General features: G+C 40.1%; 16 protein-coding genes. 10 read left to right on the top strand and 6 right to left on the bottom strand.

Annotated elements, in window-relative coordinates:
- Positions 1-70 precede the first annotated feature (70 nt).
- Positions 71-259: a hypothetical protein gene (locus WSC_RS0101490; RefSeq protein ID WP_016954144.1), complete on the top strand. Its 189-nt coding sequence runs from the start codon at positions 71-73 to the stop codon at positions 257-259.
- An 87-nt stretch (positions 260-346) separates the two neighbouring features.
- Here the strand turns inward: WSC_RS0101490 and WSC_RS0101485 are convergent, their stop codons facing one another.
- Positions 347-982: a hypothetical protein gene (locus WSC_RS0101485; RefSeq protein ID WP_016954143.1), complete on the bottom strand. Its 636-nt coding sequence runs from the start codon at positions 980-982 to the stop codon at positions 347-349.
- Positions 983-1,477: 495 nt separating this feature from the next.
- Between WSC_RS0101485 and dusB the strand changes: the two genes are divergently transcribed.
- The 4 genes from dusB (at position 1,478) to purD (ending at position 5,745) form a co-directional block, all read left to right on the top strand.
- A complete protein-coding gene (dusB, locus tag WSC_RS0101480; protein ID WP_026016603.1) occupies positions 1,478-2,458 on the top strand; it encodes a tRNA dihydrouridine synthase DusB in 981 nt (326 codons plus the stop codon).
- Position 2,459: 1 nt separating this feature from the next.
- Positions 2,460-2,753: a DNA-binding transcriptional regulator Fis gene (fis, locus tag WSC_RS0101475; RefSeq protein ID WP_016954141.1), complete on the top strand. Its 294-nt coding sequence runs from the start codon at positions 2,460-2,462 to the stop codon at positions 2,751-2,753.
- A gap of 97 nt (positions 2,754-2,850) precedes the next feature.
- Complete coding sequence (gene purH / locus WSC_RS0101470; protein WP_016954140.1) at positions 2,851-4,437, top strand: bifunctional phosphoribosylaminoimidazolecarboxamide formyltransferase/IMP cyclohydrolase; 1,587 nt, start codon at positions 2,851-2,853, stop codon at positions 4,435-4,437.
- 18 nt (positions 4,438-4,455) lie between these two features.
- Complete coding sequence (gene purD, locus WSC_RS0101465; protein WP_016954139.1) at positions 4,456-5,745, top strand: phosphoribosylamine--glycine ligase; 1,290 nt, start codon at positions 4,456-4,458, stop codon at positions 5,743-5,745.
- A gap of 445 nt (positions 5,746-6,190) precedes the next feature.
- Here purD and WSC_RS25200 read toward each other — a convergent pair whose 3' ends face one another.
- Positions 6,191-6,292 carry a type II toxin-antitoxin system YoeB family toxin gene (locus WSC_RS25200; RefSeq protein WP_237716267.1) on the bottom strand — a complete coding sequence of 34 codons (102 nt, stop codon included), beginning with the start codon at positions 6,290-6,292 and terminating at the stop codon, positions 6,191-6,193.
- 152 nt (positions 6,293-6,444) lie between these two features.
- On the bottom strand, positions 6,445-6,717 hold the full coding sequence (locus WSC_RS0101460; protein WP_016954138.1) for a type II toxin-antitoxin system Phd/YefM family antitoxin: 273 nt from the start codon (positions 6,715-6,717) through the stop codon (positions 6,445-6,447).
- Positions 6,718-6,906: 189 nt separating this feature from the next.
- On the opposite strand from WSC_RS0101460, the gene WSC_RS0101455 reads away from it, so the two are divergent.
- Together WSC_RS0101455 and WSC_RS0101450 are read left to right on the top strand one after the other, a co-directional pair.
- A complete protein-coding gene (locus tag WSC_RS0101455; protein WP_016954137.1) occupies positions 6,907-7,287 on the top strand; it encodes a BlaI/MecI/CopY family transcriptional regulator in 381 nt (126 codons plus the stop codon).
- Positions 7,287-8,999 carry a M56 family metallopeptidase gene (locus tag WSC_RS0101450; protein WP_016954136.1) on the top strand — a complete coding sequence of 571 codons (1,713 nt, stop codon included), beginning with the start codon at positions 7,287-7,289 and terminating at the stop codon, positions 8,997-8,999. Before WSC_RS0101455 ends, WSC_RS0101450 begins: the two co-directional genes overlap by 1 nt.
- An 805-nt stretch (positions 9,000-9,804) precedes the next feature.
- On the opposite strand, the gene WSC_RS0101445 is transcribed toward WSC_RS0101450, so the two are convergent.
- Positions 9,805-12,417, bottom strand: a complete 2,613-nt coding sequence (locus WSC_RS0101445) for a glycoside hydrolase family 3 protein (protein WP_016954135.1) — start codon at positions 12,415-12,417, stop codon at positions 9,805-9,807.
- A 475-nt stretch (positions 12,418-12,892) separates the two neighbouring features.
- Here WSC_RS0101445 and WSC_RS0101440 point away from each other — a divergent pair, with 475 nt between their 5' ends.
- Together WSC_RS0101440 and WSC_RS0101435 are read left to right on the top strand one after the other, a co-directional pair.
- Complete coding sequence (locus WSC_RS0101440; protein WP_016954134.1) at positions 12,893-13,624, top strand: NUDIX hydrolase; 732 nt, start codon at positions 12,893-12,895, stop codon at positions 13,622-13,624.
- A gap of 72 nt (positions 13,625-13,696) precedes the next feature.
- A complete protein-coding gene (locus WSC_RS0101435; RefSeq protein ID WP_016954133.1) occupies positions 13,697-14,692 on the top strand; it encodes a hypothetical protein in 996 nt (331 codons plus the stop codon).
- On the opposite strand, the gene glgX is transcribed toward WSC_RS0101435, so the two are convergent.
- Positions 14,689-16,887 (bottom strand): glycogen debranching protein GlgX, encoded by a 2,199-nt coding sequence (gene glgX / locus WSC_RS0101430; protein WP_016954132.1) that lies wholly within the window; start codon positions 16,885-16,887, stop codon positions 14,689-14,691. The two genes, WSC_RS0101435 and glgX, sit on opposite strands and share 4 nt — an antisense overlap.
- Before the next feature lie 750 nt (positions 16,888-17,637).
- Between glgX and WSC_RS0101420 the strand changes: the two genes are divergently transcribed.
- Positions 17,638-18,078, top strand: coding sequence for a transcriptional repressor (locus WSC_RS0101420; protein ID WP_016954130.1), 441 nt, complete (start codon positions 17,638-17,640; stop codon positions 18,076-18,078).
- A gap of 83 nt (positions 18,079-18,161) precedes the next feature.
- On the opposite strand, the gene WSC_RS0101415 is transcribed toward WSC_RS0101420, so the two are convergent.
- On the bottom strand, positions 18,162-19,694 hold the full coding sequence (locus WSC_RS0101415; RefSeq protein ID WP_016954129.1) for a CYTH and CHAD domain-containing protein: 1,533 nt from the start codon (positions 19,692-19,694) through the stop codon (positions 18,162-18,164).
- Positions 19,695-19,873: the final 179 nt, after the last annotated feature.

Raw genomic sequence — 19,873 nt, 5'->3', positions numbered from 1 at the left:
CAATATAGCCAGTTTTTTGAATTGATAATTTTCAATCGTTCGATTGAACACAAGTTAAGTTGGAATTGAGATGGAAAATTTACTAAGTGCGTTAGAAGTAAATGCTATGTTATTAGCACTTGCCATGTTTATCACTTTTGTGGTTTTAGGTGCAATTGAGCGCAAAGAAGACCGCGACCAATTAGTTATGGCACGCATTGAATATGCATTTTTTGGCATCAGCAGCTTGGTTGCCTTTTTGGTATTCTGGTTAATTTAAACCTCAGCCAAAAATTTAGTTTGAAAACAAAAACGCCCAGCACTGCTGGGCGTTTTTGTTGGTATTAATCAAGCTAATACAGCAATACTAACTAACAGTTCTTAATGGGTACGGTAACAAAGCGTATTTAATTTGTTTTTCAGCAACCATTTTATTTAATGCATCTTTAACCATGTTAGAGAAGACTGCTTCAAATCCTTTTTGTGGTGTATTTCCCATCATAGGAATAAACCAAATTCCAATCCAAGTCGTCATTTCATCATTATTTTCCAAAGTAGTTAACGACTGCTTATTTTGGAATACTTCTGCCTGTAACGTATATTTATCTGTTGCTGCGGCAGGAATAACGCCAAATGTAAAACCAGATAAGAAGCCCATGACTGCAGCTGCACCTTGATCACCGTGATTATATAAGTGCAATTTAATAACATAATCAGCATCAGCTTGTGCAAATGAATCATAACTTACATCGGCAAACAACTGGGCGTCATCTATTACTTTAGAAGTTATACGTTGCAATTCTGGTTGAGCTTGTGCGATTTCTATCGCATTTTCAGTACCAGGTTTGCCAGAAAATAACTTTAGATCAATTACTACTTTCGGTTTTTGCTTGTAACTGCTTACATCTGGTAATGATTCAACTTTCGCTAGCTTTTCGCTAGGAAAAGAAGCACAGCCAGATATGACTAGCGCGGTAATTATTATTATTAACCTTGTTAACATTTTTATGTCCTATTTGAAGTCAAAATTTATTATTGTTGTCTTCCGATGAAACATCGAAAGCAATTTTCTGTCCAGTTCAAGATCTACATTAGAAGCCTTGATAATTGGACACGCGATATAATAAACGATAAAAAACAAATAAAACATCAAATAAACACATCATTATTACAAAAAATACTTTTTTATAACCAACAAGTTATTTGCTCTCTAGCACTTGCCACACATGAACTCGGCTAACTTAAATATATTAGCTAGACGTTAGACTTGTAAATTAGAGAGTCATTCAGGTTTAGATCCGGTTGCGTAATCAAATTGCTGCATTTTATTTACAAACTTAGATCAACCATGGCAGTTTTTTTAAGGATAAATGTGCTGCGATATCTTGACATTTAAAAAATTTAAATTGTTTAAAAAATAAGCTTTCCAAGGCGATAAAAAATCCGTACACTAGCCGCCCTTTTTCAGGTGGTCGTGTTTTAACCAAGTTAGTTTATGTTGAAAATTGGTCCTTACACTATAGATAACCCAGTATTTTTAGCGCCAATGGCTGGGGTGACGGATCAACCATTTCGCCATATATGCCAAGCCATGGGGGCTGGACTAACAACGGGTGAGATGCAGTCAAGCAACCCAGAAGTCTGGGATACTGACAAGTCAAAAGCACGCATGGATTTAACCAACGAACGAGGTATACGTTCTGTGCAAATAGCAGGCTGCGAGCCTGAATTATTAGCACAAGCTGCGCAGTTTAATGTCGAAAATGGCGCGCAAATTATCGACATAAACATGGGCTGCCCAGCTAAAAAGGTGAACAAAAAACTAGCAGGCTCTGCGTTATTGCAAGATCCAGAATTAGTCCAGCGCATATTGCGCACTGTGGTTAATTCGGTGGATGTACCTGTTACGTTAAAAATTAGAACCGGTTGGTCGCCTGAAAATAGAAATGGAATTGAAATTGCTAAAATTGCTGAAGGTGAAGGCATTCAAGCGTTGGCTATTCATGGCCGCACACGCGAATGTTTATTTAAAGGCGAAGCTGAATACGCCACCATAGCGGCAATTAAACAAGAGGTTAGTATTCCTATTATTGCTAATGGTGACATCACCACAGCAGCAAAGGCACTAACAGTAAAAGATTTTACCGGCGCCGATGCCATTATGGTTGGCCGCGGCGCTCAGGGCAATCCTTGGTTAATTCAAGAAATTGTCCATTTATTAAGATATGGCAAGACGCCAGCAGGTCCACAACTAGCTGAAATTGCAGACACTGTAATTCAGCATGTTAAAGACATTCATATTTTTTACGGTGACCAGAAAGGATATCGCCTCGCCCGCAAACATGTGAGCTGGTACTTAAATCATATCCCAGATAGTAAAAGCTATCGCCGTGCATTTAATGCTATCGAAGGTGCTACTGGGCAAATTGACAGCCTAGTTGAATTTTTTGACAAACTTTTAAAAGAGAAGAGTAGTTAATATGTTCGAACAAAATGTTTCTCCTGAATTAGTGACTGGTACAGTAACCGCAACTCAAGAACAAACTCAAAAGCCATTACGCGCATCTGTTAAGCAAGCTGTGACCAACTACTTGTCTCAACTTAACGGACAAGATATCGACAACTTTTACGATATCGTTTTATCTGAGGTTGAAGCGCCTTTATTAGAAGAAGTTATGTTGTACACACGTGGCAACCAAACACGTGCTGCAAACATGTTAGGTATCAACCGTGGTACTTTACGTAAAAAATTAAAAAAATACGGCATGAACTAAGCCATATTTTTGTTGAATGAAAAAGCACCTAAGGGTGCTTTTTCCATTTTGATACTAGACTAATCTCACTATTAATTTTTTCAAGGTTATACAAATAATGGATCAGCCTCGCCCAATTAAGCGCGCGCTTATTAGCGTTTCAGACAAAACTGGTATTGTAGAATTTGCACAAGCATTATCTGCAGCTGGTGTTGAAATTCTATCTACTGGTGGTACGTTTAAATTGTTGCAAAACAACAATGTTCCTGCCGTTGAAGTTTCTGACTACACAGGTTTCCCTGAAATGATGGACGGCCGTGTAAAAACATTACACCCTAAAGTGCATGGTGGTATTTTAGGCCGTCGTGGTCAAGACGATGCTGTAATGGCAGAGCATGGCATTCAAGGTATAGATATGGTTGTAGTAAACCTATATCCATTTGCCAACACTGTTGCTAAGCCTGATTGCACATTAGAAGATGCAATTGAGAACATTGATATCGGTGGTCCAACTATGGTTCGCTCTGCAGCGAAAAACCATAAAGACGTAACTATTGTAGTTAACGCGTCTGACTACGACCGCGTTTTAGCTGAAATGAACGGCAACGCAAATTCATTAAGCTACCAAACTCGTTTCGATTTAGCGATTGCTGCGTTTGAGCATACTGCAGCATACGATGGCATGATTGCAAACTACTTTGGTAAATTAGTACCTGATTACCACGGTGAAAAAGCTGAAGATAGCCAATTCCCACGTACTTTCAACAGCCAGTTTATTAAAAAGCAAGATTTGCGTTATGGTGAAAACAGCCATCAACAAGCGGCTTTTTATGTTGAAAAGAACCTTGAAGAAGCGTCTGTTTCAAGCGCGACTCAAATTCAAGGTAAAGCACTTTCTTACAATAACATTGCTGATACAGATGCAGCACTTGAGTGTGTAAAAGAATTCACTCAACCAGCTTGTGTTATTGTTAAACATGCAAACCCTTGTGGTGTTGCTTTAGGTGCAAACCTATTAGAAGCATACGACAAAGCTTATCAAACTGACCCAACTTCTGCGTTTGGCGGCATTATCGCGTTCAACCAAGAATTAGACGCAGAAACTGCACAAGCAATTATCGACCGTCAATTTGTTGAAGTGATTATTGCACCTAAAGTTTCTGAAGCAGCAATCGAAGTTGTGTCAGCTAAACAAAACGTACGTTTATTAGTATGCGGTGAGTGGTCTGCGCAAACTACAGGTTACGACTATAAGCGCGTAAACGGTGGTTTATTAGTACAAGATCGCGACCAAGGCATGGTTGAACAAGCAGATCTTAAAGTAGTTTCTAAGCGTCAACCAACTGAAGCTGAATTAACAGATTTATTATTCTGCTGGAAAGTGGCTAAATACGTTAAATCTAACGCTATTGTTTATTGTAAAGGCAACCAAACTATTGGTGTTGGCGCAGGCCAAATGAGCCGTGTATACAGTGCTAAAATTGCTGGTATTAAAGCGGCCGACGAGAACCTAGAAGTTGCAGGTTCAGTTATGGCATCTGATGCATTCTTCCCATTCCGTGACGGTATTGACGCAGCGGCAGCAGCAGGTATCACTGCAGTTATTCAGCCTGGCGGTTCAATGCGTGATGAAGAAGTTATTGCAGCAGCTGACGAACATGGCATGGCTATGGTCTTCACTGGTATGCGTCATTTCAGACACTAAGCACAAAGGAATATTTAAATGAAAGTATTAGTAATTGGTGGCGGCGGCCGCGAGCATGCACTAGCGTGGAAAGCCGCACAATCTCCTAAAGTTGAACAAGTTTTTGTTGCTCCTGGTAATGCAGGTACTGAGTTAGAGCCAAAATTAACCAATGTTTCAATTGCGGTTGAAGACATCAAAGCTTTAGTCGCTTTTGCTCAAGACAATGACGTTGAGTTAACTATTGTTGGCCCAGAAGCACCATTAGTTATTGGTGTAGTAGATGCGTTTCGCGAAGCCGGTTTAAAAGTATTTGGCCCAACTGAAAAAGCAGCTCAGTTAGAAGGCTCTAAATCTTTCACTAAAGACTTTTTAGCTCGCCATAATATTCCTACAGCTGAATATCAAACTTTCACTGATATGGAGCAAGCGTTAGCTTATTTAGATAAAGTTGGTGCGCCAATTGTTATCAAAGCAGACGGTTTGTGTGCGGGTAAAGGTGTAATTGTTGCTATGGAGCTTGAAGAAGCTAAAGCAGCAGTTAAAGATATGCTTGCGGGTAATGCTTTTGGTGATGCGGGTAACCGTGTTGTTATCGAAGAGTTTTTAACTGGTGAAGAAGCTAGCTTTATTGTTATGGTTGACGGCAAAAACGTGCTACCTATGGCAACTAGCCAAGATCACAAACGTGCATTAAACGGTGACAAAGGCCCTAACACTGGTGGTATGGGTGCATACTCTCCGGCGCCAGTTGTAACGGATGAAGTTTTCCAACGCATTATGGATCAAGTTATTTTGCCAACAGTTGAAGGTATGGCGAAAGAAGATAACGAGTACACTGGTTTCTTATACGCTGGTTTAATGATCACTGAAGATGGTCAACCTAAAGTGATTGAATATAACTGTCGATTTGGCGATCCAGAAACTCAACCTATTATGTTGCGTATGCAGTCTGATTTAGTTGAGTTATGTATTGCTGGTGCTGAAGGTAAGTTAGACCAAGCAACTGCTGAATTTGACCCTCGTGCTTCTGTTGGTGTGGTATTAGCCGCTGGCGGTTACCCTGCTAAATACAACAAAGGTGATGTAATTTCTGGTTTACCAAAAGAAGAAATTGCGGGCGAGAAAGTATTCCACGCGGGTACTGAAATGCAAAATGGTAAAGTTGTAACTAACGGTGGCCGCGTATTGTGTGCGACAGCATTAGGTAACAGCGTGACTGAAGCACAACAACGTGCATATGCATTAGTTAAACAAATTCAGTGGCAAGATGTTCAATATCGTGACGACATTGCTTATCGTGCAATTGAGCGTGAACAAGCTAAATAATTAATTTTCAGTTATTTAATGCTGCAAAAGCCGAATCGAAAGATTCGGCTTTTTTGTTTGTGTAAAACAACGCACTAGAGCAATGTGCAATCAAGCTAACTAGAAGCATAATTTTCTAAAAACGCGGTAAATCCATCCTTGGACGCTCCCAAACGTCACCCAAGACGTTTGAAGTTTTAGAAAATCAGCATTCGAGTCAGCTCTATCAAACACTCATATTGCTGCTGAAACCGTCGTCGACAAATTTGACTGCTTGGTGTTTATTCACAAGATATCGAGCAAAGTGCTAGAGCGATAACTTAGAGCAAAATGTACTTTTCATGGATGAAAAGTCCAAGCTTACATGGATGTACTTACAGCGTTTTTGCGAAAGTTATGCTCTAGTGATTTGCGTGTATAGTGCAGTGAACCTAAAACACCGCAGAAATTTACAAACAATAACGCTTTAATGGTCGTCATAATGCCCGCCGATGGCGAAAATATAGATATACTCGTCGTCAAATTTATATATCAGTCGATCTTTTTGTGAGATGCGTTTAGACCACAAGCCAGTCAAGTTGTGCTTTAAAGGTTCTGGTTTGCCTAGTCCTGTGGCGGGGGGGGTCGGATCTGAGCATTTCTTTTAATACTTTGCACAAAGACTTGTGTAATTTTTTGTCTTTTTCTCTCAATTGCTCATAAACCAACCAAGTCTTGCCTTCAAAGATTAGTGATCTCATCTAATTGCTCTTTAGTTGGTTTATAACCTTGTTTATTGCTGTGAGTTTGCAGCGATTCCGCTATTTGTTGCATTAAACTGCTACTTTGCAGCACGTGTAAAGTTTCTTGCTCTCGCTCCCAATCGTCTGCACTCATTACAACAAAGTCATCACCCGCACGCCTTGTTACTCGCAAAGGCTCATGCTCACTAACAGTTTTATCAACACAAGATTTTAAGTTATCTCTAAACTGATTAATGCTTATGCTATTCATAACCAACCCAATATTTCGTACGGAACTGTCGTACAGTTTAGTACAAAAGATATACTAACGCTACCAGTGAATAAAAGCCCAAGTAAAAAATTGTATATATTTCGAACATTTCTATTGACACTGCTCCTATATAAAACTACATTTGTAGTTAATTATTAACTACAAATGTAGTTTTATATAGGAGACATAATGAAATTAAGTGATTTCGAATTAGATGTAATGAAATATTTTTGGCAGCAAGGCGAATGCTCCGCCAAACAAATCCATCAGTGGATCTGCCAAGATAAAGACGTAGCTTACAACACAGTTAAAACCATAATTGATCGCCTCGAAGAAAAACAAGCAATTAAACGTACGGGTAAACAAGGACGGGCTTTAGTATTCGAAGCAGCTGTGACGCAGGAATCTTTAACGTCTTCAGTTTTACCTAATTTTATTAAACGCTTCTTTGCAGGCAAAACCGGCAACTTAATCACGCACCTAATTGAAGATGACAAATTGTCGGCTGAAGACATCGAATATTTACAGCAGTATTTAAATGAAAAGAAGGCTAAATTGGATAAAAAATAATGGACTATTTAATCACTAATTCGATTATCAGTATCTTGCTATTACTAACAGCTAAGCTACTAACGCAATCTCCAGCTAAATTACGCCTAGCCGTACTGATGGTCGCTTTACTAAGTTGGTTTATCCCATGGAGTTTAATTGAGTTACCACTGCAACAACCTATATTAGCAGTGCCTGAACCACTAAATATCTATAGCTATTTACCGGTCGATAATTCGACTAGCAGCGCTAATTCGCAATTATCACACACAGTTCAAAGCGATGGCTGGCAGCTCGTCAATATTATAAATCTTGAGCTGGTACTAAAAATTCTATTCACCATTGGTACTGCATTATTTGTACTTGACCTGATTAATTATCGTAATTACTTGAACAAACTAAGTTACGGCGCGCACAACGCTGATGAACTATTAAGCTTACATAACTTTACATCAACTAGTTTCAGTCGCAGAGAGATCAAACTATCGGTGAGCCCAGATGCCCCAGCAGGGATGACAACAGGCGTTATACACCCAGTTATTTGGTTAAATGAAAAATCCGTTCAGTCAGAGCAAATTCATAGCATCTTACTGCACGAGCTGACGCACATACGCCATTTTGATCCAGCAAAGAAATGGGTTTGTGCATTTAGTGCAAGATTATTTTTCTGGAACCCGTTAGTACAACTGCTGGTACAACAAATCACATTACTCATTGAGTTCAGCTGCGATGAAACCTGCTACAAAATAAAAAACGAAAGATATAGCTTAGATTTAGCCCAAATCATGTTAGTGCAATCTTCACCCGTAGGGTCAAACACTAGCCTGAACTACATTTCAACCATTGAAAGCAACCGCAGTAACAACATTCAGCGGCTGAAGTCGCTTAACAAGGAGAAAACCATGAAAGTGAAATACTTAGGTATTGCATCAGCCAGTATATTTATCTGTTCGCTGGCAAGTGCGCATATAAATAGTACAACTGCTGAGTCTAGTTACCAAGCACTGCAGCAACTAGCTATCCAATTAAAAGCGCAAAAACAACCGAATCAATTAATGTCTATTTATTTGGAAGATGTTGCGGAAAACAGGGCTTACAATCAGCAATTAAAAACATTAGTTGAATTAAGCAAAAATTCACTTAATCCTGATGTTAGCCAGCTTGACCAAACTTACACAGATATCGAAACATGGCTAAGCAATCGACCTAGTTTATCACCTTCACAAGAACGCCGACTCTTGATGCAAGTAACTTCAATCCAGCATTTTTTGTTGCAGCAGCAAGGAAAAAATCAACAGATAGTCGAGTTGATTTCTAATCGATACGGTACAGATATTAATGTGATTCCATTATTTTATCGTCATCATTTAGCGACGGCTTATTTAAAATTAGACAATCCAGAGAAAGCACTCGAAATAACCAATACTTTTGATTTAGTCTCCCCTCGTTCCAAGCTTGGGACCTTACAACTTGTCGCTTTGGTATATGCAGAAAACTATCAGTATGAACAAGCGCTACAAATAGTAGAAGCCCGCTTGTTTTTAAACAAAGCAGGTGAACGACAAAATCTATTAAACATGCAACATGCACTGTTAATCAATTTAGGTAATACCGAATCAGCTGATGAAGTGGCGCAAGAGTTATTAAATACCTATGCACAAGAGCAACCAACAATGGCTTTAACATCGGCACAACAAACTATTGCTTGGTCACCAATTCTCGACCATATATAGAGCATTTACTTAAAGCGCTTCAGCTATGTGCAATCAAGCCAACTCGAAGCATAATTTTCTAAAAACGCGGTAAATCCATCCTTGGACGCTCCCAAACGTCATCCCAGACGTTTGAAGTTTTAGAAAATCAGCATTCGAGTCAGCTCTATCAAACACTTATATTGCTGCTGAAACCATCTCAAAAAAAGACGACCATTTAGGTGAGGATACACATGATATTGAGCGAAGTGCTAGAGCGATAACTTAGAGCAAAATGTACTTTTCAGGGGCGATTGAAGACCGAAGCACCGCTTCGCAGCTGAAAGAGGTGGAGTCAGGGATGACGACAGGGCCTCACCTTCACGGATGAACAGGCGACATTGATTTATAAAATATGAAAAACGGTTTTGCGAAAGTTATGCTCTAGTAATTTGCGTTTATAGAGCACTGAATCTGAAGTGCTTCAGCTATGTGCAATCAAGCTAACTCGAAGCATAATTTTCTAAAAACGCAGTAAATCCGTCCTGGACGCTCCCAAACGTCATCCAAGACGTTTGAAGTTTTAGAAAATCAGCATTCGAGTTAACTCTATCAAACACTTATATTGCTGCTAAAACCGTCGTCGACAAAGATGACTGCCTGGGTGTTTTTCACAAGATATCGAGCAAAGTGCTAGAGCGATAACTTAGAGCAAAATGTACTTTTCATGGATGAAAAGTCCAAGCTTACATGGATGTACTTGAAGAGTTTTTGCGAAAGTTATGCTCTAGTGATTTGCGTCTATAGTGCACTGAAACATTCGCATCCTTGCGATTCGTCTATATTACTAGTTACACACGCTAAATTGTGCTTTTTTGCCATCCGCTTTTTGAATAGCCAAGTTCGATACAGCTAAACCTAATTCACCAGCAGTTTGTACTTTCCATGCGGTTTTAACTGAGCTAACTTTATCAGTACCCGCTAAACAACTTACATCAACTGATACATTAACCCAGTGGCCGACTTTTTGTTGGTTGATAAAATCAGTTATATCCAGTTCACTTGCACAGCCCGTTTGTTCAGTCTGGCAGAATAACCCCATGGTCACTTTAGCAGAAGCAAACTTATCAATGCGCAAGTCAAAGTTAAATACGCTGTCAGCTTCAACAAATTCAGCCATATCTTGCTGGCCGTTGTAAGCCAATTTAGCCGCGGCGTCTGCGCCACCTGCCCATACAAACTTACGCGCATCTTCTTGGTAAGCTAAGTTAATGCCTTGAACTGTTAAGTTTTCACTCTTTTCAGTGGTACCAGCTGGGCCATTAACAATCACTGACCAATTTGTTTTGTCACCCAACACCCAATTTAATTCTGGCGCTAATTGACGATAGAAAAGTGCATAGCCCATATCAGTTGATTTTTGTGTTTTAACACGAGAGGTTTCATCCAATTTGGCTAATTCAACTTTGTCTTGATAGGTTAAACCAAATCCGTAAGCAAACAATGGATCATAGTTTTCATCATGTGGATTTAACACAACTTGGCTATCAAACTTAGGCCATGAGAATGAAAGTTTGCCTTTAAAGTCGTAATTAATCTCACCATTGGCTTTTGTCAAAATAACATCGGCAACACCTTGGCCTTCAGAGCCTGGCAACCAAGCAGCGACAAATGCATCCGACATATTTATTTCTTTATTCATCCAAAGTGGACGACCCGTAATAAACACGGTTACAACAGGTATGCCATCTGCTTTAAGTTTTTTCAATAAAGCTAAGTCAGCTTTATTTTGTTTTTGGTATTCAATGTATTGGATATCCCCAAACCATTCAGCATATGGGGGTTCACCTATGACCACAACTGCTACATCAGGTTTAGTTTGATAGTTGCCTGCTACATCAAATTCAACTTTACCACCTGCGTTTTCAATAGCGGTTTTCAAACCTGCATAAACGGTTGTTGCACCAGGGAAATCTTCATTAGTATTGTCAGTGCCTTGCCATGAGACACTCCAACCACCTGCTTGTTTTGCCATATTGTCGGCAGCATCCCCGGCGATTAGAATTTTTTGCTTAGGATCTAGCGGTAAAATCTGCTGATTGTTTTTTAGTAAAACGAGCGATTCGCGTACCGCTTGGCGGGCTATTTCTCTGTGTGGTTTTGCACCAAATACAGATAAATCATTCGCAAGAATGCGGGTAGATGGTTTGCCTTTTTCAAATAATCCCCAACGCACTTTGGCGCGTAAAAAACGCGTAACCGCGTCATCAATACGCGCCATCGGAATTTCACCGCTTTTCACTTGCGCGATAGTATTGTGGTAAAAAGCTTCGTAGTGCTCTGGTACCATAAGTACGTCAACACCAGCGTTAATCGCGTTAGCGCATTGCTCTAAATCACAACCATCAACAAATTTGTGACCGTTCCAGTCTGATACAACAAAACCGTCGAAGCCCATTTGTTCTTTTAATACGTCAGTTAATAAGTATTTATGACCGTGCAGGCGCTTGCCTTTCCACGAATTAAACGAAGCCATTACCGATTGCACACCCGCTTCAATTGCAGTGAAATAACCCGCTGCGTGAATATCGCGCATGCGCTCTTCGCTAGCAATGGTGTCACCACGGTCGATGCCATTTAATGTACCACCATCACCCACAAAGTGTTTAGCTGTGGCAATTCGGCGATAACCTTGTAAAAAATCTACACCTATTTCGCCTTGAATCCCCTCAACCATAGCGGTCGCATAAGCTTTAACTATTTCAGGTTTTTCCGAGTAACTTTCGTAAGTACGACCCCATCTATCATCTTGAACCACTGCCACAGTAGGTGCAAAGCTCCACTCAATACCAGTTACAGATACCTCTTTAGCGGTAGCATCACCGATTTTACGGATCAACTCAGGGTTGTTCATCGCACCTAAACCTATGTTGTGCGGGAACAAGGTGGTGCCGGATACATTACTATGCCCATGCATAGCATCTGTGCCCCAAATAGCAGGAATAGTGCTGCCATCTATTGAGTCGTCGGTAGAAGCTTCATACATTTCATCCGCGTATTTTAGCCATTCCTGCGGGGTCGCAGTTTTATTGCCATATGGCGCAGTATTACCGCCATTTAAATACGAACCAAAACCATATTTACGCATTTGCTCTAGGGTTAAATAACCAATTTCTGGCTGAACCATTTGCGCAACTTTTTGTTCAAGCGTCATGCCAGCTAAAATTTCAGCAACTTGTTTTTCTACCGCAGGATCGCGTTTAAGTTTTGTATTGGCATTTGGCCAAGTTACTTTAGCCACACTGGTATCTGAAAGCGCTTGCTTTTTAGCGCCATCAGTTGCAGTGTCGTCGTCATTTGCTGCAGAACAAGCACCAAGCAAACCAGCAGTTGCGCCAATCGCCAATGCCTTGATTAAGTTCATCCTTAAAGCTACTTTTTGTTGATTTAAATTAAACATAGCCTCACCGTTTTGTATGTTTGATTGAAATATTTATATAGGATGGCACAAAATCGCAATTAATGTAAACGTTTTCTGCAAATGTTATCATAAGGAGATATATTTGATTACTATGACTGAAGCTTGAAATATTCAGTCATACTATATGAAAAACACCAAAAGTGACTTTGTGCATGCGCTTTCAACAAAAGCTTGCACAACAATTTAGTTTAAAAAGCGTCTGACAAAATATGCGAAAACTAAAATCAATATCCATATATAAAAAGCCTAAACCTCTGTTTTATGTCACCTTTATACAATAAAGGCAAAATTAATTAGTAATTAGAAGGTCTTACCAGCGAATACACCCACGCATTATGTGTTCTATTTTGTAAGAAAAGCGAGTAAACTCTGAGCAATCTGTATACAAATTTGTATACAAAAGGCTTGAGCACAATTATTTTTGACCCTTAAATAAAATATTCAAAACAACAATATGACACACACTATCAATTTAATGGCCGCTGAAATGGATAATGAAGAACAGCTGCCCGAAAAATCCATGCCAAATATCTCTGTTGATAACCTGATATTTGCAATGCAAGACGGAAAATTAAAAGTTTTACTGGTAAAATACAAACAAGGTTTGGCTGCCAACAAATGGGGTCTGATTGGCCATTGGGTTCATACCGACGAAAACTTAGAAGATGCCGCTTCACGGGTTATTTCCGCGACAACAGGCGTTGAAAACTTTCATTTAGACCAACTTGGTGCTTTTGGTAAAGTAAATCGCTACCCATTGAGACGCATTATTACTGTGGTCTATTACGCTTTAGTCCGTTTTGACGAAGCCAATATACATCAAGGGGAAAACACCCATGAGGTTGCTTGGTTTAATGTACACGACGTACCTGAGTTAATTTTCGACCACAAAGAAATACTCGATAAGTGTTTAGAGCAACTTAAATACAAAGTTCGCCACGAACCAATCGGTTTTAGTTTGTTGCCAGAAAAATTCACACTGTTACAGCTGCAAGAAATTTACGAAGCAATTTTGGATAAAAAATTAGATAAACCAAACTTCCGTCGTAAAATTCAAAAAATGAATTTATTAATTAACTGCAAAGAGAAACAAACGGCGGTTGCACATAGAGCTGCGACCTTGTATCGCTTCGACGTACACGTGTACGAAAAGCTCAAAGAGTTTGGTTTTAATTTCGAATACTAAGCTAGTATTGATAAAGTAACTAGATATTCAAAAGGATGCGTTTGCATCCTTTTTTGTTTTTGAGAAGCACAAATGAAACTTGAACAGCTCAGCTGTATCTACAGTAACAACAAACACAACGCTTTTACCGATTTAGTCTTTTACCAAGACAAATTTTTCTGCTGTTTTCGCCAAGCGAGTAACCATGTCAGTGCCGATGGGCGCATTATTATTTTAAGCTCAAACGATGCGACAAACTGGCAAGTGTGCTGCACAGTTGCAGAATATTTAGCAGATTTACGCGATCCAAAGTTGTCCATTGATGCAAATGGGCAATTGCAATTACTTTACTATCGCAAACGTTTTCAACAACACAATGGCCAACTGCGCAATATTGCCAATGAAAACTGCATTAGCGTCAGTCAAAACGGTCGAAGCTTCTCACAAGCCAAAGTTGTGGGCGAAAACAATTGGTGGTTGTGGCGTACAGTTACTTCACCTGTAGCGCAAGTCGCTAGTTTAGGCGTCGCTTATAATCGCAGAGCCAACCGAGTAAAATTAATGGCTGGCGATAGAAATAACTATTACCAAATTTTATTAGATAACTTTTTCGGTTTAGCTAAATATGGCAAAGGTTACCCTAACGAAAGTGATATTTTATTTTTGGATGATGGCACTGCTTATTGTTTGTTAAGGCGCGATGCCGACAGTTTCACCGCGCAGTTAGGCATAGCTAAAGCCCCATACACTCAATGGCAATGGTTTGATTTAGGTGAGTATTTAGGTGGGCCGAAATTACAGCAATTGCCAGACGGTCGTATTATTGTTGCTGCCAGACGCTTTTTACCTTGGCGTAAAAAATACCGTTTAACCACTTGGTTATTTGAGCTAGGTCAAACGGCCCAAGGTTTTAAGCTCAAGCCGTTACTTGAATTACCCAGCGGTGGTGACAACAGCTACCCAGGTATGTGTTACCAACAAGGTAAGCTGTTTGTTAGTTATTACTCACAACATCAGCACAGAGCACATGTGCCGCGTTGTGATATCTTTTTAGCGCAAGTAGCTATTGACTCACTTTGTCGAATTTAGTCTGCGACAACTAAAGGCAACAAACGTGGTTTAATTGCTTTTTTGCGCACAGGCGCTTTTTCTAATAACACGAAAGAGCGGCTTTGCAGCAGATATAAACTACCGGCGTGATAGCGCATGTTTTTCAGCTTTCTGCTGATGTTGTCGTAGGCGGTATCAAACACCACCCGCCAGCTATAGTCATTACCTAAGCTATTTGGCATGGCAAACTTAATATCTTTATGATCAGCATTCAGCAGAATAACAAAATCTGTGTCTGTCAGCGGTTGGCCTTTCTCATCTACATCTTTTAATGCTTGGCCGTGCAAATGCAAACCTACATATTTGGTGTCTGGGTTCTGCCATTCTTCATCTGACATTTCTTCACCACTTTTGCCTAACCAAGTAATGTCTTTGGCTTCACTGCCCCGCACAGCATGACCTTGGAAAAAGTGCCTTTGATGAAATATAGGGTGTTTATCTCGTATTTTGAGTAACTGCTGGCAGAATTCAAACAAGTGTTGTTTGTCTTGACTGCTGCGCCAATTAAACCAACTAATTTCATTGTCTTGGCAATAAGCATTATTATTACCTTGTTGGCTTCGGCCGTATTCGTCGCCAGCCGTGAGCATAGGTACACCTTGTGATAACAACAAAGTCGCCATTAAGTTGCGTTTTTGCTTGCGCCTTAGTGCATTTACTTTGTCACTGCGACTTATGCCCTCTTTGCCCATGTTCCAACTCAAGTTATGGTTGTCACCATCTTGGTTGTTTTCGCCATTGGCAAGATTGTGTTTGTCGTTGTAACTAACTAAATCGTGTAGGGTGAAACCATCGTGCGCGGTAATAAAATTAATACTGGCGTAAGGTCTACGACCATTGTGCTGATACAAATCACTTGAGCCAGTTAACCTATAAGCCAGCTCACCAAGTTTGCCATCATCGCCCTTCCAAAAAGAACGTACACAATCGCGATATTTACCATTCCATTCAGTCCAGCCGACTGGAAAATTTCCGACTTGATAACCACCTTCGCCAACATCCCAAGGCTCGGCAATTAATTTAACTTGAGAGATCACAGGATCTTGATGAATGATGTCAAAAAACGCACCTAGCTTATCAACATCATGTAGTTCGCGCGCTAGAGCGGATGCGAGATCAAACCTAAATCCATCGACATGCATTTCTTCAATCCAATAGCGCAAGCTATCCATTACCAGCTGCAATACTTTTGGTGTCATCATATTTAGGGTATTGCCAGTGCCTGTGTAGTCCATGTAATACCTTGGCATACCATCCACTAGGCGATAATAAGCAGCATTATCAATACCTTTAAACGACAACATAGGGCCTAAATGATTCCCCTCAGCCGTATGGTTATACACAACATCTAAAATAACCTCTAACCCAGCGGCGTGCAGCGCTTGCACCATTTGTTTAAATTCTTTTACTGCATCTTGTTTGGCGTAACGCGGATCTGGGGCAAAATAGTTAATTGAGTTGTAACCCCAATAATTGGTTAAGCCGCGTTCAACTAAGTGACGATCGTTTAAAAAATAATGAACAGGCAGTAATTCAATTGCTGTAACACCGAGCTTTTTAAAATATTCAATAACTTGCGGCTGCGCCAATCCTAAATAAGTGCCGCGTAAATGTTTTGGCAATAACGGGTTAAGCTGAGTAAAACCTTTAACATGTAGTTCATAAATCACGGTTTTATGCCAATCTATATCTGGCTTTATATCATCCGCCCAGTCAAAACCACTATCAATTACTTGGCTTTTTGGCATATAGGGGGCACTGTCTTCAGTATTGGCAACCAGGTCTAACTGCGGATCACTTGGGTCACCCACTTGATACGGAAATATTGAATCATGCCATTTTAATTCGCCAGCAATCGAGCGCGCGTATGGGTCAATAAGCAGTTTGTTTGGATTAAACCTTAAACCTTTTTCGGGTTTGTATGGCCCATGTACACGATAACCATACAGTTGCCCGGGTTTTAAATTGGGCAGGTAAATATGCCAAACTTGGTCTGTATGTTCGGTTAGAAAATAGTTTGCGGTAATTTTATGTGTTTTTGCATCAAACAAACACAGTTCTACTTGCTGTGCCGCTTGTGAAAATAGTGCAAAGTTGACTCCATTGCCATCCCAATTTGCACCGAGTGGATACGGTTTGCCGGGTAGAATTTTACCCGTGGTTCGCTTAAGCATATGAAGCCTCCTTGGTTCTCTGCTACAGCCTTAGTTATTTGTAACCAGTTATTGTGACAAGATCAATAAAAATGGATAAATTTCGTTCAATCAGTCTGAGAATGGAGTTTCAATTGGTGGCGCATGATGTGCAATATATTCAGGCTTACTGAAACATCTGTGAAAAATCGCTGCTAATTCACTGCTATATGCCCAAAATCACAGGAGCATAACTTTCGCAAAACCGCTGTGAATACATCCCTGTACGCTTCGCTTTTTCATCCCTGAAAAAGAAATTTTGCTCTAAGTTATTGCTCCTATGCTTTTTCTTCAGGTTGTGGACAACAAATACAGTTACCACTATCTAGGAGGTTATAAGTAGATCTATCAGCAACTCCCAAACATGATAAAAGCCCATTCGAAAGCTAATTTTCTAAAACTTCAAAAGATAGGGCGAGCGAAGACCGAAGCACAGCTTCGCAGCTAAGCGAGGTGGAGTCATGGATGACGACAGGAACCAAGCTTCATGGATGAATTATGTCTTAAGATTAGCATTTATTTCGAAGCAGCGTTTTTAGAAAATTATGCTTCGAATGGGCTTGAATACCACAGGACTACCAGCGACCGCCAGCAACACCCTGGCATAATCAAAAGCCAATTCGAATAAGCTTAAATACACCTCACGAACAGCGACTGGATCAAAACGGTAGCATTGCTGATTAAAACCAGTAAAATGACTATTTTAAGTAAATAAGCCACGTACCTAAAAATATGCCAAATAACTTATTAGAACAGGCTCGCCTAGTTTGCCAAAAAAACGGCGCACGCTTTACCCCAGTCAGAGAACAGGTTTTTGGTTTATTGGCAGATGCACAAGGTTCAGTGGGCGCATACGACTTACTCACTCAACTACAGCAAACCGATGCCAAAGCTAAACCACCAACTATCTATCGCGCGCTCGAGTTTTTAATAGAACAAGGTTTTGTGCATAAAGTTGAACCACAAAACGCCTATGTATTGTGCAGCCATTTTGCAGAGCACCACAAAGCGCAATTACTTATTTGTGATGACTGTGGCTTAGTTGAAGAAATTGATAACGAAACAATTTTCAGCGCATTAAGTGAAGCAGCGCATAAATCAGGTTTTACCATTTTAAAACCAACCATCGAAGCGCATGGTTTATGTGCAAAATGCGCTGAAAAGCAACCTTAACTGATCTTCATCAATATCACAGATACAAAAAAGGCGTGATAGTTAAGCTAAATCACGCCTCAAAATACAACCTTTTGCAAAAACTAATGCCAATAAGGTTCCATACGCAAAGCAGACTGACGCGACTGCTCCATAATACTCACTAAACTGTTAATTTTGGCATCCGCCCAAATTTCAAGCTCAGGTTTGTTCTCTTCTGGATATAACTCAATACACAATTTAAAACTAAACAATGTTTTTAAATCGGCGATACCTTGCATAATATCCAGCCAAGGCGCGCGAAAATCTAACCTTTCATCTTCGGCAAACAAACTGCCAACACACACACCAGTTAACAGTGCACGGCCAATTGAGCGTTCAAGTTGAATATAATCAATTGCAGAATAACTAGATTTAAGCGGCATTAACCGCTGAATTTTAATCCAACTGTTTTGATTAAGCGCACGGGCAACCGCACAAATATTCGCTTGTAGTGCTTGCTCGTCAATTTCAGAATAACAACGCCAACCACGCTCGGTTAACCAACGCATCAGTTTTAATATCAAAGCATTATAACGAGCGCTATAAAATAACTTACGAGCTCTTGCGACACACTCTTCAACAATCACTTTGTCTTCAAGGTAGGCGAGCAGTTTTTCATCGTCTGCTACTTTTTTTCTAAACTGGCCTTTTTTCGAGGTTAATTGTTTAACGTGCAAAGCATTGTCTAACCAATCAAACTCTTTACTTAACCACTTAAGTTCTTTGCGCAATTCAGTAGAAGCTTTTTTCGGGATGTAATTGCGAAACAACCAAAAAGTATGACGGACTAGCCAAACACCGCGTTGCACATGCCTAACCGCTTTCAAATCTGATTGACTAGCAAACAGCTCTTCGTGGTACTGCCAGTAGGCTAAACCATGCTGTATGCTATTTGAAAATGCCTGCTCTACATCCATATCTGCGCTGAGTTTAACCACACCCAAACTTGGTTTGATTTGATTGGTTTGATTTAAAAACAGTCGATAACCACGTGCGGCTTTGCTGTCGTTGGATAAACGCAACGGTAGTTTTTCAGTGAGTTTGTGCGCGAGCGAAAATAATTCGCGCATATCACCATCAATTAATTCAATTTCAATTTCATTAATTGCGACCTGATTGCCTTGAGCACTCACTTCACCTAAATCGTACACCACCTCAATTTGGCACTGCTCAATTTGAATACGCCATTTATGCCGAACAAAGTCAGTGGCGAATAAAGCGATTAACTGTGATTGCGCATCTTGCCAATCAAATTGTTCCGGCCAAGCATCCACAGGAAACAAAGATAAATCTGGCTGTTGTTGCTCAACAGCAATATTGTATTCAGGGCGTTTGTGTAAACCACCAACACAAATTCCAGCGGTTTTTAACGTTTGCTCAGCTTGATTATCCACCGAACGAATGCGCAAACCACAGTCATATGCTCGTAATTTTTGCTCTGGGGTATCAAAGTAGATATTGGATAATTTCTTTTGGCTATAACCTTGGTTTTGTAACCAAGGTTCGACAAGGGTTTTAATTTGGGTGAGAACAGACTCACTATCATGCTCAGCTTGCGTATCTACAACAAACTTGAGCTCTATCTCAGTTTCCATAAATGGCGACACAATTCGCGATTAATTAATTGAAGAACGAAAATACCCGACCTATTGTTGGAGTTCAAGTATTCTTTATGCTTTGTACAGCTCAGCCGATTCAAGTATAGTTGTGGCAAATTTTGCTAAATCAGTTTTAATTAAGCGCAGGGATAAGAACTATTTCCAGCCATATTGGA

This window comes from Catenovulum agarivorans YM01, assembly GCF_000281085.1.
In the GTDB taxonomy this organism is placed as follows: domain Bacteria; phylum Pseudomonadota; class Gammaproteobacteria; order Enterobacterales; family Alteromonadaceae; genus Catenovulum; species Catenovulum agarivorans.
Note: the sequence above shows the minus strand (reverse complement) of the source record. Positions and strands in the feature narration are given on the sequence as shown.